Origin of the sequence: Paraburkholderia sp. OAS925, from assembly GCF_040543975.1 — a bacterium.
Classification (GTDB): Bacteria; Pseudomonadota; Gammaproteobacteria; order Burkholderiales; family Burkholderiaceae; genus Paraburkholderia; species Paraburkholderia graminis.
On sequence record NZ_JBEUNO010000001.1, the window covers coordinates 1,552,398 to 1,568,030 of the forward strand.

Sequence of the window (15,633 nt, forward strand, 5' to 3'; positions counted from 1 at the left end):
CAAACACGATACGGATTCTAGATGGACGACGATAACACTCTCGACCTTTTCACCGAGCCGCCGCCGCCCGAAGGCGACTTCCTGACGCTCGGCAATTACGCGGAGCGCGCGTATCTCGACTATGCGGTGAGCGTGGTCAAGGGCCGCGCGCTGCCGGATGTCTGCGACGGCCAGAAGCCGGTGCAACGCCGCATCCTGTTCGCGATGAACGACATGGGTCTGTCCGACAACGCCAAGCCGGTGAAGTCGGCGCGCGTGGTCGGCGACGTGCTCGGTAAGTATCACCCGCACGGCGACCAGTCGGCGTACGACGCGCTCGTGCGTCTCGCGCAGGATTTTTCGATGCGCTATCCGCTGATCGACGGCCAGGGCAACTTCGGCTCTCGCGACGGCGACGGCGCGGCGGCGATGCGGTACACGGAAGCGCGCCTGACGCCGATCGCGAAGCTGCTGCTCGCCGAAATCGACCAGGGCACCGTCGACTTCATGAAGAACTACGACGGCGAGTTCGACGAGCCGCGGCTCTTGCCCGTGCGTCTGCCGTTCGTTTTGCTGAACGGCGCGTCGGGCATCGCGGTCGGTCTCGCGACTGAAATTCCGTCGCACAATCTGCGCGAAGTCGCGGCTGCCACGGTCGCGATGATCCGCAATCCGAAGATCACGCACGCGGAGTTGATGGAGCACGTGCCGGGGCCGGACTTCCCAGGCGGCGGCCAGATCATTTCCAGCGAAGCGGAAATCTCGGCGGCCTATGAAACCGGCCGCGGCAGCCTGAAGGTGCGCGCCCGCTGGAAAATCGAGGACCTCGCACGCGGCCAGTGGCAACTGGTCATCACCGAATTGCCGCCGAACACGGCCGCGCAGAAGGTGCTCGAGGAAATCGAGGAGCAGACCAATCCGAAGATCAAGCTCGGCAAGAAGGCGCTCACGCCGGAACAGTTGCAGGGCAAGCAGACCATGCTCGGCCTGCTCGACGCCGTGCGCGACGAGTCGGGCAAGGACGCGCCCGTGCGCCTCGTATTCGAGCCGAAGTCGAGCCGCATCGATCAGACGGAGTTCGTCAACACGCTGCTCGCGCATACGAGTCTTGAGTCGAACGCATCGCTGAATATGGTGATGGTGGGCGGCGACGGCCGGCCGCGTCAGAAGGGCTTGAGCGAAATCCTGCACGAGTGGATCGCGTTCCGTTTCGCCACCGTCACGCGCCGCACGCGTCATCGTTTGACGAAGGTCGACGACCGGATTCACATCCTCGAAGGGCGGATGATCGTCTTCCTGAATATCGACGAAGTGATCCGCATCATTCGCGAGTCGGACGAACCGAAGGTCGCGTTGATGGCCGCGTTCGGCTTGTCCGACCGGCAGGCCGAAGACATCCTCGAAATCCGGCTGCGTCAGTTGGCGCGGCTCGAGAAGATCAAGATCGAGAAGGAACTCGCGGAACTGCGCGACGAGAAGGCGAAGCTCGAAGAACTGCTCGGCAGCGAATCGGCGATGAAGCGTCTGCTCATCAAGGAAATCGAAGCCGACGCGAAGCAATACGGCGACGAGCGCCGCACGCTGATCCAGCAGGAAAAGCGCGCGACGTACGAAGCCCGCGTGGTCGACGAACCGGTCACGGTCGTGGTCTCGCAAAAAGGCTGGGTGCGCGCGCTGAAGGGGCACGGCCTCGACACGGCGGGCTTCACGTTCAAGGCCGGCGATGGTCTGTACGCGGCGTTCCAGTGCCGCACGCCGGACACGCTCATCGCGTGGGGCAGCAACGGGCGCGTCTATTCGGTCGCGGTGGCGTCGCTGCCGGGCGGCCGCGGCGACGGCGTGCCGGTCACGTCGCTGATCGAAATGGAGTCGGGCAGCCATCTGATGCATTACTACGCGGCTTCGGCGGATCAGGCGTTGCTGCTCGCGTCGAGCAACGGCTTCGGCTTCATCGCGAAGGTCGGCGACATGGTGAGCCGCGTGAAGGCGGGCAAGTCGTTCATGACGATCGACGCAGGCGCCGCGCCGCTCGCGCCCATGCCGATGCTGCCGGACGCGACGCAGGTTGCGTGTCTGTCGTCGGCGGGTCGCCTGCTGGTGTTCGGCATCGACGAAATGAAGACGCTGTCGGGCGGCGGCCGCGGCGTCACGCTGATGGCGCTCGACGACAAGGAAACGCTGGTGCAGGCGCTCGCCATCAACGCGGCCGGCGTGATGCTGATCGGCGCGCGCCGCGGCGGTCGTCTGGACGAAGAAAAGCTGAGCGGCGCCGCGCTCGCCGCGCATGTCGGCAAGCGGGCACGCAAGGGCCGTGCGCCGGAGAGCAAGCTCAAGCTCGAAGGCATGCGTCCGGTGCCGGTTGCCTGACGAAGATTCATGTTGAAAGCGGCCGGCGTCTGCTAGCATGCGAGGCGCTGGCCGTGCAAGTCATTGCAGTACAGCGCATTGCAGTACAGCGCGCGGCAAATTCGGGGGCGGCGTCGCGGTATCGAGTCGAAGTACCAGCGAAGTAGCAGGTCGCGGTACTTCGTCGAGACATCAGCCGCGCTGCAATAACAACAAGAAAAACGACGCAAGCCACGGGCGTTTTGGAACTGCACGCAGGGCGTGCGGTCGAACGCGCTCAATAGCCGCTGCTCATATCATTCGGCATAAGCGGTGTGGCGTCGTCGGAGAGGAATACAACATGAACAAGGCTATCGAACTCGCGCTCTTTCTACATCTGCTCGCAGTCGCGGTGTGGGTGGGCGGGATGATCTTCGCGCACTTCTGCTTGCGCCCCGCCATAGCCGATCTCTCGCCGCAATTGCGCTTGCCGTTGTGGGAATCGGTGTTTGGCCGCTTCTTCAATTGGGTGGCGGCTTCGGTGCTCGTCATTCTGCTGACGGGCGGTTTCCTGCTGATGCAATTCGGCGGCGGTCACGCCACCTGGCCGTTGCATGCAATGGCCGGCCTCGGCATCGTCATGATGCTGATCTTCGGGCATATCCGGTTCGCCGTATTTCCGCGCATTCGCCGCGCAGTGCAGGCGCAGAAGTGGCCTGACGGCGCGCAGGCGGTCGGCACGATCCGGCGTCTCGTGCTGATCAACATCGTGCTCGGTGTCGTGACGGTCGGCTTCGCGGTGCTGTCACGCGGATTCTGATCGCGCTAAGCCCACGCGCCATACGCAAGCCACAGCCCGCACGCAATCGCCACGGTGCCGTACACCGCATACACGGGCAGCTTGAGCTTCGCGAAGCACATCGCCGAGAACACGGCGGTCAGCAGATAGACCGGTTGCAGCGGCACATGTCCGGCGATACGCAGCACGGCCACCGCGAGGAACGCGGTGGTGACGGCGCGCAGAATCCGCATGCCATGCTCGAATCGCGGATTCATTTTCAACTGATGCAGATGCCGCTGCGCCAGCACGACGAGGCATCCCGACGGCACGAACAGCGCGAGCGTGGCGAGCAATGCGCCCGCCCAGCCGTCGACGAGATAGCCGAAGAACGGCACCACGTTCAGCAGCGGTCCGGGCGAGATCGGCGACAACGAAAAAGCCAGCGTGAAGTCGTTGTCGGAGACGCCGATGGTCGGCGTGACGAACAGCGTCTTGAGCACCGGCAACGCGGAAAAGCCGCCGCCGAAGAGCGTCATGCCCGCGCCGGCGAGCCGCGGCCATAGCAGCGCGAGATCGTAGCGATGCGGCAGCGGCAGTGCGAAGAGCAGCACGAACACGCACAGCATGGCGAGTATCTGCCAGTCGCCTCGCGAGAACGACACGACAAAGCGCGTGTTGCGCACGGGGCTCACCACCCAGCCGGCGCCGAATGCCGCGCTCAGCATCAGCACATAAGCCGCCGGGCTGTGTGCATAGAAGAGCGCGAAGCAGCCGACCACCGCCGCCGTCCATTCGAGTTTGCCGCGCACGAGCGCGCGCGTCTGCTTGTACCAGGTGATGCCGATCAGCGTGGCGAGCACCACGCTAAAGTGATTCAGCAAAGTCTGCGACGCGAAGGTGCGCACGAGCGGCGTGCGGTAAAAGATCGCGAACAGCGTCATCAGCATGAAGAAGGGCAGCACGCTCGCGATGCCCGCGACCCATGCGCCGGCACGTCCGCGCAGCGCGTGTCCGAGCTGCACGGCGACGTTGCAGCCCACGGGCCCCGGCACCATCCACGCAAGCGCGATCAGATCGGAGAACGCGACTCGCGAGAGCCGTGCCTCGCGCTCGACGTAGTGATTCTCGAGCTGCGCCATTAGCGCGAGGCCGCCCCATGACAACGCCGACAGGCCGAGCACGACCTTGAACAGCGTCCATAGCGGTTCCCGCTCCCCTCGTCTTGCAGCTTCGTGGCTTGTTATCGTGTGCATGGCGCCACGGGCGTCCGCGAGGCGGGCGCCCGTCCTGTGATCCTTTGATGTTGCGCGCGGCCGGCCGGTCCGACGGCATCGCGCGAGAACGCAATACAGCGAGAATGTAGCCGGTTTTGCGCGGCCGCGGTATGGATGGGCTTGCAAAGCCGCAGCGTTAGATGAAGCCCTCGGCGCACGCCTTCAGCACCCTGTCTAACCGTTCGTGCTGGTGCTCGTGCTGTTTGCTTCCTGAACCGGGCGCCGGCCGGCCATGCCGCACACGCCGAAACGTTCGAGCAGCGCCGGAATCGCGTCGACGGGAACAGGGCGCGAAAACAGGAAACCCTGCGCTTCGATATGGCCGAGCGCGGCGAGCCACGCAATCTGCTCTTCGGTTTCCGTTCCTTCGACCACCACCGTGAGCCCGAGCGAGCGCGCCAGATTGACGATTGCGGTGACCATCACGCAGACGCTGCGGTCGCCCGGAATAGCCTGGACGAACGAGCGGTCCACCTTCAGCGTGTCCACCGAAAAACGGTTCAGATACGAGAGCGACGAATAGCCGGTGCCGAAGTCGTCGAGTGCAATGCGCACGCCGAGACGCTTGAGCGCAAAGATTTTTTCGGAGACGAGTTCGGGATACTCCATCATCGCCGTCTCGGTGATTTCGAGTTCCAGACGGCGCGCGGAAATGCCGCTTTCCTCGATGGCGTGCGAGATCGTCTCGTACAGATCGCCGCGCCAGAACTGCACCGCCGAAATGTTCACCGCGAGCGACAGCGTGTCGTAGCCTTGCTGCTGCCAGACCGCGAGTTGCCGGCACGCGGTCTCGATCACGAAGTCGCCGATCGGCACGATTAGTCCCGTGGACTCCGCGACGGGAATGAACTCGTTGGCCGGAATCAGACCGTGCTGCGGATGATTCCAGCGCACCAGCGCCTCGAAGCCGGTGATGCAGCGGCGCGTCAGATCGATCTTCGGCTGATAGGCGAGAAAGAGTTGCCCTTCGGCGAGCGCCACGCGCAACTGCTGCTCCCACTTCATCAGATGGTCCGCGCGATGCGAGAGTTGCGGCGAATAGAACTGGTAGCAGTTCTTGCCCGCGTCTTTCGCGCTGTACATCGCGAGGTCGGCTTTTTTCAGCAGGTCGATCTCGCTTTCGTTCGCCACCGAATAAAGCGCGATGCCGATGCTCGCATGCAGCACGAAGGAACTGCCGCGCACTTCGAACGGTTTGGCGAACGCTTCAGCCGCCGCTTCGGCAAGCGCCACCGCGCGCTTTTCCACGTCCTCGCCCTTGATCACGACCACGAACTCGTCGCCGCCGATGCGGCTCAACGTGCCGCCGTCCGCGACCGCCGTGGCGAGACGCGAGGCCGTCATTTGCAGCACGATGTCGCCGGCGTTGTGGCCGAGCGTGTCGTTGACCGTCTTGAAGTTATCGAGGTCGATAAAGAGAATCGCGAGGTGGCCGAGGTTGTGCGGCTGCGCCACTTCTTGCCGTAGCGTGCGCAAGGTCGAATAGCGATTGCGCAGGCCGGTCAGCAGATCGTATTCGACCAGATGCGTCATCTCGCGCTCGCGGCCGAGCAGTTTGCCGATCAGACCGGTTGCGACCGCGAAGAAGCTCAGCATGGCGAGCGAGATGAAACCCGCCATCAGCAGATAGACGTTGCGCGTGTGGTTGTAGTCGGCGAATTCCTCGGCTTGCGACAGACCCACGAGCACGCCCAGCGGATAGCCGTCGATATGCCGGTACGACACGATGCGCGTGACGTTGTCGAGCGAATCGACGTAGGTGCCCGACACGTGTTCCGAAGTCGGATACGAGCCGCTTGCCGAAAACGTGCCGCTCGCGTTCACGACGCTGCCGGTGCGCCGCGCGAGCACGGTGCCGTTGTCGGAGATCACCGCGATCACGCCTTCACGGCCGATTGCCGCGTTGTTGTAGAAGTCGCTCGTGAAATAGCTCGGGTCTTCCGACACGACCACGACGCCCGCGAACGAGCCGTCCGGATGATTCAGACGCCGCGTCATCTGCAAAGTCCAGTGGCCGGATACGCGGCCGAGCACGGGCTTGCTGATATACAACTGGTCGTCGTTTTCGTGCTCGTGAACCTTGAAGTGCTCGCGATCCGACAGATCGATACGCTTGGGATTCAGTTCGGCCGTGTTGGCGATGAGTTGGCCGTGCTCGTCGATCAACGACACCTGCACGAGCGTCTCGCTTTGCACGACGCCTTTTTCCACCGTGCTGGCAAGGTCGAAACGCCCCGGCGTTTTCTCGAACTCGTATTTGACGAAGCGCGTGATCTGATCGACCTGGTGAATCGCCTTGATCGTATGCTGTTCGAGCGCCGCTGAGAGAATTGCGGCAGACGCCATCGCTTCGCGATTGGTGGCTTCTTTTTCGACCGAAAGACGCGCGAAGATCACAGTCCACAGCAGGATCAAGACGAGCACGCCGAGCGCGGGAATGGCAAGCAGCGCGCGACGGCGCGATACAGCGGGATCGCGGCGGCTTCGGGCTTCGCGCTGATCGGAGAAGCGGGGTTTGCTCATCAGGCGGCCCGTGCCCAGCTGCCGGCCGGTTGCGAACGCGCGAGCGTGGACTGCGCTGTTTTCATGGGTGGCTGCATGGAGTTGCCGGAACTGCTGCGCAAGAAGAAACGGCGTGGTTTCGCGCCTGATCGTCTGCACCGGGCCGGGTACGTTTCGATATTACTTAATGCCACTGGATTAAGGAAGGGTCCCGGCATCGGGTATACGCGGGCGCGGTCCGCGGCCGTATAAGGGCTATTTTGCGGGCTGTTTTGCGCTTCGCTTATAGGTTTGCTTATAGGTTCGCTTTCAGGTTCGCTTTCGAATCCGCTCCATGCCCGGGCGGCCCGCGAATCCGGGCACGCGCGGGATCGGATGCTGGCGGTCGTTGTATTCGGATGATCCATCGGGATTCGGCGCTCCGGCATGGCGGCTTGTACCTGCGTGATCTTTTGGGCGGTTTGGTTATCCGTGCCGCATCGCGCGAGCGCGGCAAACGGCTTTTTGTGGCTAAACGTGCTTAAGCGTGGCTAAAAGAGGTGAGTCGCGTACGGCTTATCTTCATCGACTTGCAGCGGCATCGCCGTTGCTTTAGCTGGGCTCGCGGGAAGCCAGCAAACGACGGGCCGCTCACGGCATACGGAACGTGCCGTCGACGACTGTCACCGACGATCCGCCGATCCACGTCTTGCCGTTTGCGTCGTCGTAGCGCACGAACACCTGGCCGGCGCGTCCGAGCGCGGTGCCCTGGCGCGCGGTATAACTCGCGCCCGGCCGCAAATTCTGCGCGCTCAACAGACCCGCGAGCGCCGCATTGGCACTGCCGGTAACAGGGTCTTCGCTGACGCCGAACGCGCCGCCCACCATCAGGCAACGCACTTCGAAGGTGGCGGGGCCATCGGCATCGTGCGGACCGTACGCAGCGACGCCGTGTGCGCGGACCGCGCGGACGATGTGCGCGAGCGCGGCCGCGTCGGGCTCGAGCGCCAGACAATCGCGCGCCGAATTCATTCGCACGATGAGCCAGGGCGCGCCGTTATCGACGGCAGACGGCACGGCGCTGAAATCAATCGCGTTGCTGCGCATCGCCGCGGAAAGCGCGGCGTACTGCTGTTCGGGCAACGGCACGACGCGCGCGGGCGGCGCGGCGAACGCCCACGCGCCGTGCGCCTCGCCCGGACCTTCGCTGTCGGATTGCAACTCGACGAGCCCAACGCCGCATTGCTGGATGAGCTTGCCTGGCTGCTTCGGCTGATAGCCGCTTTCGAGCAGCGCGTGAGCGGTGCCGAGCGTCGGATGACCGGCAAAGGGCAATTCGCCGTGCGTCGTGAAGATGCGCACGCGATAGTCGGCGGCCGGGTCAGTCGGCGTCGACAGGAAAGTTGTTTCGGACAGATTGGTCCAGTGCGCGATCGCCTGCATCTGAGCGGCGCTGAGCGCGTCGGCGTCGAACACGACGGCGAGCGGATTGCCTTTGAACGGCACTGACGTGAATACGTCGACCTGCTTGAAACGAACTGTGTTGGCGGGCATCGGGCGTGGTCCGTCGATCCTGCGGTTGGTATGGTTCGCGGATTCTATCTGCTGCCGCCGGAACGATCCACCTCGCCACAAATGCAAAACGCGCCGCGGGTGCCTGGCACCTCGCGACGCGTTCTGTCGAGCGCCCGGCCGAACCGCGCCTCGCGCTCGTAACGCTGCGTGAACTTATGCGACGCCGCGTTACTCGACTTCCGCGATCATCTCGATCTCGACGCATGCGCCGAGCGGAATCTGCGCGACGCCAAACGCCGAGCGCGCATGCTTGCCGCGCTCGCCGAACACGTCGGCGATCAGTTCGGACGCGCCGTTCGTGACCAGATGCTGCTCGGTGAAGTCGAGCGTGGAGTTGACGAGACTCATCAGCTTGACGATGCGCTTGACGCGGTTCAGGTCGCCCACGTGCGCGTGCAGGGTCGCGAGCAGATCGATGGCGATGGAGCGCGCGGCCACTTTGCCTTCTTCAGTGCCGATGTCGGCGCCGAGCTTGCCCGCCCACACCTTGCCGTCTTTCTTCGCGATGTGGCCGGACAGGTACACCGTATTGCCGCTTTGCGCGCTCATCACATAAGCGGCGGCCGGCGCGCCGGCGTTGGGCAGTTCGATGCCCAGTTCCTTGAGCTTGTCGTACACATTCGTTTGAGCCATGTTGTCCTCGGTCGGTAGTGAAAAACGGAAGAAGCGGAAGCGGGCGAAAAACGCAAAAGCGGGCGGGGGCCCGCTTGCCTTTATAGCTTCGCGCGGATCAGCGCCGCGAGACGCGCCACGCCTTCGTCGATCTTGGCCGGCGGCACCGTGACGAACGACAGACGCAGCGTGTTGTGCTGCGCCTCGTTCGCGAAGAACGGACCGCCCGGCACGAACGCGACATTCTGCGCGACGGCTTCCGCGAGCAGCTTCATGCTGTCGATCTGCGCGGGCAGATTCACCCACACGAACATGCCGCCTTCCGGGCGATTCCACGTCACGCCTTCGGGCATGTAGCGTTCGAGCGAGTTCAGCATGGCCGCGCACTGGTCGCGATACAGCTCGCGAATGGTCGGCACGTGCGTGTCCAGAAAGCCGTCCTTGATCACTTCATGGACGATGCGCTGCGTGAAGCTCGGCGTATGCAGATCGGTGGCCTGTTTCGCCTGCACGAGTTTGAAGATCAGCTCTTCGGGCGCGATGATGTAGCCGACCCGCAGACCCGGCGCCAGCACCTTCGAGAACGAACCGAGGTGGACGATGTGATCGGGCGCCATCGACAGCATGGTCGGCAGCGGTTCGCCCGCGTAATCGAGCGCGCCGTAGGGGTCGTCTTCGATCACCGGGAACGGCGCGGTTTTGGCGAACGCGGCGAGCGCGCGGCGGCGCTCGACCGGCAGGCGGCGGCCCGTCGGATTCTGAAAATTCGGTTGTGCGTACAACAGGCGCGCGCCGGCGGTGAGCTTCGGCGTAAGTGCTTCGGGGATCAGCCCGTGTTCGTCGGTCGGCACCTGGACGTAGCGCGGCTCGTACATCGAGAACGATTGCAGCGCGCCGAGATACGTAGGCGTCTCGACCAGCACGGGGCTTTCCGGACACACGAGCACCTTGCCGAGCAGATCGAGCGCCTGTTGTGAGCCGGTCGTGATCAGCACCTGACTGGCGCGGATCTGTGCGCCGTTCACCGAATAGCGCGCCGCGACCCATTCGCGCAGCGGCGCATAGCCTTCGGTCGCGCTGTACTGGAGCGCCGCGGCGGGCGCGTCGCGCAGAATGCGGTCGGACGCTTCGCGCATGCGTTCAGCCGGGAACGTGGCCGGCGAGGGCAGGCCGCCCGCGAACGAAATGACTTCAGGCCGTTCCGTGACCTTCAGAATCTCGCGGATCGCCGAGCTCGTGAGCTTGCGTGCGCGTTCGGACAATTGCCACGTGGGGGCTTTCAGGTCGCTTTGGTCCATGGTCTCCTCTGCTGGTGTCTCTGGAACCGGTCAAAACTTCGATTATCGCGCGAGTCGGCGACCCGCGCGCGCTGCTTATTTAAGGGTCCGTAGACCGCTCGGTGTTTCGAATTCGGCGACGAGCGCGGCGGGGCCGTCGGTGGCCTGCACGTCGATCAGATGCGCGGCGCCCAGCCACTGCAATTGCGCCGCCACCGTATCGGCTTGCGGATGCACGCCTTTGAGCGCTTTGAGCGCGATGCCGGTCTCGGGCAATACCGTCGACGGATGCCGCGCCGTGTCCCACTGGATCAGCGACGGCAGCACGCCGTCGCCGGCGCCTTGCCAGGCGGGGAAGGCGCCGTCTTCCGGCACCGACAGGCCCCACGCGAAGTCGCCGCGCGTGAGCGGCACGATCGGCGGAATGCGCTGCGGATATTGCGCCTGCCACGTCGGCAGATGCTTCGGCCGGTCGACGCGGGCCACCCAATGCGACAGATACGGGCCGTTTTCCAGGCGAGCGTGGGTCGCCGGGTCGTCGAGCGCGAAGAGGCGCGGGCGGGGCGCGGCGGTTTCCGTGGCTTCGCGGGCGACGTCGGCGTGCGGGTCGACGGCGATCACTTCCAGGTACGCGCCGCCCCACAGGTTCAGCAGCCGGTTGTGCGTGCGCATTAACGGATGCGCGCCGCCGCCGGCCGGTTCGACCCCGAGGATGTCGGCGACGTACTGCACGCCTTCGTCGAGCGTGCGGGCGGAAACGACGAGATGATCGAGACGTAGCGGATGTGCGGTCATTGCGGATCGGGAAACGGGTTTCTACGGTAGGTCTGGCCTGCGCCGCGTGCCGGTTGCGGCGTGCCGGTTGCGCGGGCGCCGGGGTCGTAAGCATAACCGTTCGCGGGCGCGGCGCATCGGCGGGTTGGGCGATGGGCGGGCTGCGTGGGCTGCGCGGGTGAATTTCGCGCTGGCTTGGTGGTTTGCCGTGCGTGCTGAGTTGGTTGTTTGCTTGCGCGCTCGTCGGCACTGTCTGCTGGTTGCTGACTCGCGCCCATGACGTTCCGGTGAGCAGATCGCCGACCTGATGCACGGTCCGCCAGGCGCTTTCGGTATGCTGATCGCCACCCAGCCTCACGCACCGCCCGCCAGCCGCTTACCGCCAGCCCGACCGCCTTCTGTCTCAAATGTACCGGCGACGACCTGCACAGTAACGGTACAATCGATTCGATACCGTTCGGTACAGTTGGAGCCCGTCATGTCCGTCCCGCTTACGCAGATTCCCGCCCCGCACGACACGGCGTCGTTGACGCTTGTCGAGCAGCTCGTGCAGTGGGCTCGCCGCCGCATCGAGGAGCGCGTGTTCCGTCCCGGCATGCGCATGCCGTCGATCCGCAAGCTGGCGCTCGACAAAGGCGTGTCGCGCTTCACCGTGGTCGAGGCGTATGAACGGCTCGTCGCGCAGGGTTACCTGGAGTCGCGGCGCGGCTCCGGTTTCTTCGTGCGCGAGCGATTGGCGGGCACGGCGGTCGCGGACATTCGCCCGGCCGCGCACGCAAGCGCGCCGGCCACCATCGACGTCGTCTGGCTGCTGCGCAACATGCTGCACACCGGCGCGCGCCCGGAGCGCAGTCCCGGCCTCGGCTATCTGCCGGCGCGCTGGCTCGACGGCGAGCTGATCACCAACGCGCTGCGCACGCTCGGCCGGCAAAGCGGCGCGCAGATGCTCGGCATCGGCACGCCGCTCGGTTTTCTGCCGCTGCGTCAGCAATTGCAGACGCGTCTCGAGGAACTGGAGATCGGCGCGTCGCCCGATCAGATCGTGATGGTGTCCGGTGTCACGCAGGCAATCGACCTCATTTCGCGCATTTATGTGAAGGCGGGCGACGCGGTGATCGTCGGCGATCCAGCGTGGTTCCAGATGTTCGGGCGCTTCGCGTCGCAGGGCGCGCGGCTCGTCGGCATGCCGTACACGCCGGACGGCCCCGATCTCGACGCGCTCGAATCGCTCGTGCAAACGTGGCGGCCCAAGATGCTGGTGATCAACTCGGTGCTGCAGAATCCGACCGGCACGTCGCTGACGGCCGCGCAGGCGTTTCGCATTTTGCGACTGGCGGAGGCGTACGACTTCATCGTCGTCGAAGACGATATTTACGGCGATCTATGCCCGCCGGGCTATGCGGGCACGCGGCTCGCGAGCCTCGATCAGCTAAAGCGCGTGATCTACCTGGGCAGTTTTTCGAAGACGCTCGCGCCGAATCTGCGCGTCGGCTTTATTGCGTGCGCGCCCGAGGTGGCCAAAGCCGTCAGCGACCAGAAGATGCTGGTCGGCATGACGAGTCCCGAGTTGAACGAGCGCGTGCTGTACAAGATTCTGACCGAAGGACACTACCGGCGCCATGTCGAGCGGCTGCGGGCGCGGCTTGACGGCGTGCGCGAAAAATCCGCGCGGATGCTGGAAAAGACGGGCCTCAAGCTCTTTTTGACGCCGACGGCGGGCATGTTCGTGTGGGCCGACACCGGAGTCGACGCCGACGGACTCGCCGCGGCCGGCCACGAAGCCGGCTTTCTGCTCACGCCCGGCAGCCTTTTTTCGCCGCAACAATCGCCAACGACGTGGATGCGCTTCAACATTGCCAATTGCGGCGATCCCGAACTGGCGACATTTTTGTGCCGTTATCTCGACGGTGTCGCGCGCCGCGCCTCTTGAAACCGCGCGGATTGTCCTTATTTAGGCGGACAATCCGGCGGCATTCGCAAGAACCGATTGGCAAAAACCCGATTCGCAACAGAGAGGAAGTCCGACCATGGCACAAGAAACCATGAGCTTTCAGGCGGAAGTGAAACAGCTTCTGCACCTGATGATCCATTCGCTGTACAGCAACAAGGAAATCTTTTTGCGCGAGCTGATTTCCAATGCGTCCGACGCGGCCGACAAGCTGCGCTTCGAAGCCATTGAAAACAGCGGGTTGTACGAGAGCGATCCGAATCTGCGCATTCGCGTGTCGTACGACAAAGAGGCGCGCACGATCACGATCGACGACAACGGCATCGGCATGAGCCGCGACGAGGCGATCGCGAATCTCGGCACGATCGCGCGCTCGGGCACCAAGGAATTCTTCGGCAAGCTGTCGGGCGACCAGCAGAAAGACGCGGCGCTGATCGGCCAGTTCGGCGTGGGCTTTTATTCGGGCTTTATCGTTGCCGACAAGATCACCGTCGAGACGCGCCGCGCCGGCTTGCCGGCGTCCGAAGGCGTGCGCTGGGAAAGCGCGGGCGAGGGCGACTTCGCCGTCGAGCAAATCGAGCGCGCCGCGCGCGGCACGACCATCACGCTGCATCTGCGTGCGGAAGAGGATGAGCTGCTGTCGTCGCATCGGCTGAAGTCGATCATTCAGCGCTATTCGGATCACGTCGCGCTGCCCATTCTGATGAAGAAGGAAGAGTGGGACGCCGAAAAGAGCGCGATGGTCACGAAGGACGAAGACGAGACCGTCAATCAGGCAAGCGCGCTGTGGACTCGCGCGAAGAACGACATCACGGACGAGCAGTACAAGCAGTTCTATCAGCATCTGTCGCACGATCATCAGGACCCGCTGACGTGGACGCACAACCGCGTCGAAGGCCGCAGCGAGTACACGCAATTGCTGTACGTGCCGACGCACGCGCCGTTCGACCTGTGGAACCGCGATCATCGCGGCGGCCTCAAGCTGTATGTGAAGCGCGTGTTTATCATGGACGACGCCGAGCAACTGCTGCCGTCGTATCTGCGCTTCGTGAAGGGCGTGGTCGATTCGAGCGATCTGCCGCTGAACGTATCGCGTGAAATTCTGCAGGAAAGCCGCGACGTCAAGGCGATCCGCGAGGGCGTGACCAAGCGCGCGCTGTCGATGCTCGAAGAGTTGGCCAACTCGGAGAACGAAGCCGATCGCGAGAAGTACGCCGGTTTCTGGAAGGAATTCGGCCAGGTGCTGAAGGAAGGCATCGGCGAAGACTTCGCGAATCGCGAGCGCATTGCCAAGCTCGTGCGCTTTGCCTCCACGCATACGGAGACGCCCGAGCAGACCGTGTCGCTCGCCGACTACGTGGCGCGCATGAAGCCCGAGCAGTCGAAGATCTACTACGTGACTGCCGACACCTGGCAGGCGGCAACGCACAGCCCGCACCTCGAAGTGTTCCGCAAGAAGGGCGTGGAAGTGCTGCTGCTGACCGACCGCGTGGACGAATGGATGCTGTCGTTCCTGAACGAATTCGACGGCAAGCCGTTGCAAAGCGTGGCGCGCGGCGACCTCGATCTCGGCGCGCTGAACGACGAGGAAAAACAGGCGCAGGAAAAGGTCAGCGAAGAACTCAAGCCGCTCGTCGAGAAGATGAAGGACGCGTTGAAGGACAAGGCCAAGGACGTGCGCCTCACGTTCCGCCTGACCGATTCGCCGTCGTGCCTCGTTGCTGACGACGGCGAAATGAGCGGCTACCTGCAGCGCATGCTCAAGGCTGCGGGTCAGCAGGCGCCGTCGTTCCACCCGATTCTCGAAGTGAATCCGGAACACGCGCTCGTGAAGGGCTTGCACGCGGACAGCGCCAACTTCGACGACTGGTGTCACCTGCTGTTCGACCAGGCGTTGCTCGCCGAAGGCGGCGCGCTCGAAGATCCGGCCAGCTTTGTGAAGCGCACGAACACGTTGTTGCTCGCGCGCGCGAATGCCGCCTGACTGGGCGATGATTGCGTAGCGTCGCGCAGACGCTTTAATGTCCTCGCGACTCGGAATGCGCTGCTTCGGCAGCGCATTTTTTTCGCCTTTCTCATTCGTGCGCGTGTTTTAACGCTCCAGTGTCAGCGCGTGCAAATGCCGCACTTGCGCAAGCACACTGCCGGCCAATTCCTTAGCCTCGAAACTCGAGTGGTGATCGGCGAGCACTTTTGCCGCGAGGCTGCCAATGGCTGCGCTGCTTTGCTTCGACGTGTGGTGCTGCGCGAGCGCCGAGCCGGCTAGCTCTTTCTCGATATGCGTGGCGCCCGGACGATGCAATACGACCGACGCAAGATGCGCGATCCGGTCAGATGTTTCCTTCGCGTTTGTAGTATTCAATCTGCCTCCCTGCTGCTAGTTGTTGATTTGCTGGACGCCCCTCGCCGTCTTCGACACAGGGCGGAATTCATTATGGTTAACTAACTAAAATTTATCAACGACCATAAATTGAGATTGGTTTATGAGATGCCGCGCGCGGCATTATCTTGGGAATCGCGCTTCGAACCGGAGGCTTGAAGAACCACCTTGGTTCCTTCGGGCCGCTTTGTGTACCTGGCCGCGCGCGTCGAATGTGGAATGTGTTT

General features: G+C 63.8%; 11 protein-coding genes. 4 read left to right on the top strand and 7 right to left on the bottom strand.

The window, feature by feature from the left end; genetic code table 11:
* Window positions 1–21 precede the first annotated feature (21 nt).
* Both parC and ABIE53_RS06790 read left to right on the top strand, forming a co-directional pair.
* A complete protein-coding gene (gene parC, locus ABIE53_RS06785) occupies window positions 22–2,346 on the top strand; it encodes a DNA topoisomerase IV subunit A (RefSeq protein ID WP_107710294.1) in 2,325 nt (774 codons plus the stop codon).
* 319 nt (window positions 2,347–2,665) lie between these two features.
* Complete coding sequence (locus ABIE53_RS06790) at window positions 2,666–3,124, top strand: CopD family protein (RefSeq protein ID WP_029969999.1); 459 nt, start codon at window positions 2,666–2,668, stop codon at window positions 3,122–3,124.
* 5 nt (window positions 3,125–3,129) lie between these two features.
* Here the strand turns inward: ABIE53_RS06790 and ABIE53_RS06795 are convergent, their stop codons facing one another.
* The 6 genes from ABIE53_RS06795 to ABIE53_RS06820 all read right to left on the bottom strand — a co-directional run bounded on the left by ABIE53_RS06795 (window position 3,130) and on the right by ABIE53_RS06820 (window position 11,099).
* On the bottom strand, window positions 3,130–4,338 hold the full coding sequence (locus ABIE53_RS06795) for a chromate transporter (RefSeq protein ID WP_029969996.1): 1,209 nt from the start codon (window positions 4,336–4,338) through the stop codon (window positions 3,130–3,132).
* 195 nt (window positions 4,339–4,533) lie between these two features.
* The gene (locus tag ABIE53_RS06800; RefSeq protein ID WP_006048392.1) at window positions 4,534–6,882 is read right to left on the bottom strand and encodes a bifunctional diguanylate cyclase/phosphodiesterase; all 2,349 of its coding nucleotides are present in this window, start codon (window positions 6,880–6,882) and stop codon (window positions 4,534–4,536) included.
* Window positions 6,883–7,491: 609 nt separating this feature from the next.
* Window positions 7,492–8,394, bottom strand: a complete 903-nt coding sequence (locus ABIE53_RS06805; RefSeq protein ID WP_107710293.1) for a PhzF family phenazine biosynthesis protein — start codon at window positions 8,392–8,394, stop codon at window positions 7,492–7,494.
* A gap of 189 nt (window positions 8,395–8,583) precedes the next feature.
* Window positions 8,584–9,048, bottom strand: a complete 465-nt coding sequence (locus ABIE53_RS06810) for a RidA family protein (RefSeq protein ID WP_006048390.1) — start codon at window positions 9,046–9,048, stop codon at window positions 8,584–8,586.
* 80 nt (window positions 9,049–9,128) lie between these two features.
* Complete coding sequence (locus ABIE53_RS06815; protein ID WP_053857733.1) at window positions 9,129–10,325, bottom strand: aminotransferase-like domain-containing protein; 1,197 nt, start codon at window positions 10,323–10,325, stop codon at window positions 9,129–9,131.
* A gap of 75 nt (window positions 10,326–10,400) precedes the next feature.
* Window positions 10,401–11,099 (bottom strand): VOC family protein, encoded by a 699-nt coding sequence (locus ABIE53_RS06820; protein ID WP_107710291.1) that lies wholly within the window; start codon window positions 11,097–11,099, stop codon window positions 10,401–10,403.
* Between the two features lie 457 nt (window positions 11,100–11,556).
* On the opposite strand from ABIE53_RS06820, the gene ABIE53_RS06825 reads away from it, so the two are divergent.
* The gene (locus tag ABIE53_RS06825; RefSeq protein ID WP_053857735.1) at window positions 11,557–13,008 is read left to right on the top strand and encodes an aminotransferase-like domain-containing protein; all 1,452 of its coding nucleotides are present in this window, start codon (window positions 11,557–11,559) and stop codon (window positions 13,006–13,008) included.
* A gap of 97 nt (window positions 13,009–13,105) precedes the next feature.
* Window positions 13,106–15,010 (top strand): molecular chaperone HtpG, encoded by a 1,905-nt coding sequence (htpG, locus tag ABIE53_RS06830; protein WP_107710289.1) that lies wholly within the window; start codon window positions 13,106–13,108, stop codon window positions 15,008–15,010.
* A 108-nt stretch (window positions 15,011–15,118) separates the two neighbouring features.
* Here htpG and ABIE53_RS06835 read toward each other — a convergent pair whose 3' ends face one another.
* Window positions 15,119–15,388: a hypothetical protein gene (locus tag ABIE53_RS06835; protein ID WP_006048385.1), complete on the bottom strand. Its 270-nt coding sequence runs from the start codon at window positions 15,386–15,388 to the stop codon at window positions 15,119–15,121.
* Window positions 15,389–15,633 lie beyond the last annotated feature (245 nt).

Excerpts from the sequence above, each read along its gene's own strand:
- ABIE53_RS06795 (WP_029969996.1), bottom strand. The coding sequence starts at position 4,338 with ATGCACACGATAACAAGCCACGAAGCTGCAAGACGAGGGGAGCGGGAA.
- ABIE53_RS06815 (WP_053857733.1), bottom strand. The coding sequence starts at position 10,325 with ATGGACCAAAGCGACCTGAAAGCCCCCACGTGGCAATTGTCCGAACGC.
- parC (WP_107710294.1), top strand. The coding sequence starts at position 22 with ATGGACGACGATAACACTCTCGACCTTTTCACCGAGCCGCCGCCGCCC.
- ABIE53_RS06820 (WP_107710291.1), bottom strand. The coding sequence starts at position 11,099 with ATGACCGCACATCCGCTACGTCTCGATCATCTCGTCGTTTCCGCCCGC.
- ABIE53_RS06825 (WP_053857735.1), top strand. The coding sequence starts at position 11,557 with ATGTCCGTCCCGCTTACGCAGATTCCCGCCCCGCACGACACGGCGTCG.
- ABIE53_RS06810 (WP_006048390.1), bottom strand. The coding sequence starts at position 9,048 with ATGGCTCAAACGAATGTGTACGACAAGCTCAAGGAACTGGGCATCGAA.
- ABIE53_RS06790 (WP_029969999.1), top strand. The coding sequence starts at position 2,666 with ATGAACAAGGCTATCGAACTCGCGCTCTTTCTACATCTGCTCGCAGTC.
- ABIE53_RS06800 (WP_006048392.1), bottom strand. The coding sequence starts at position 6,882 with ATGAGCAAACCCCGCTTCTCCGATCAGCGCGAAGCCCGAAGCCGCCGC.
- htpG (WP_107710289.1), top strand. The coding sequence starts at position 13,106 with ATGGCACAAGAAACCATGAGCTTTCAGGCGGAAGTGAAACAGCTTCTG.
- ABIE53_RS06805 (WP_107710293.1), bottom strand. The coding sequence starts at position 8,394 with ATGCCCGCCAACACAGTTCGTTTCAAGCAGGTCGACGTATTCACGTCA.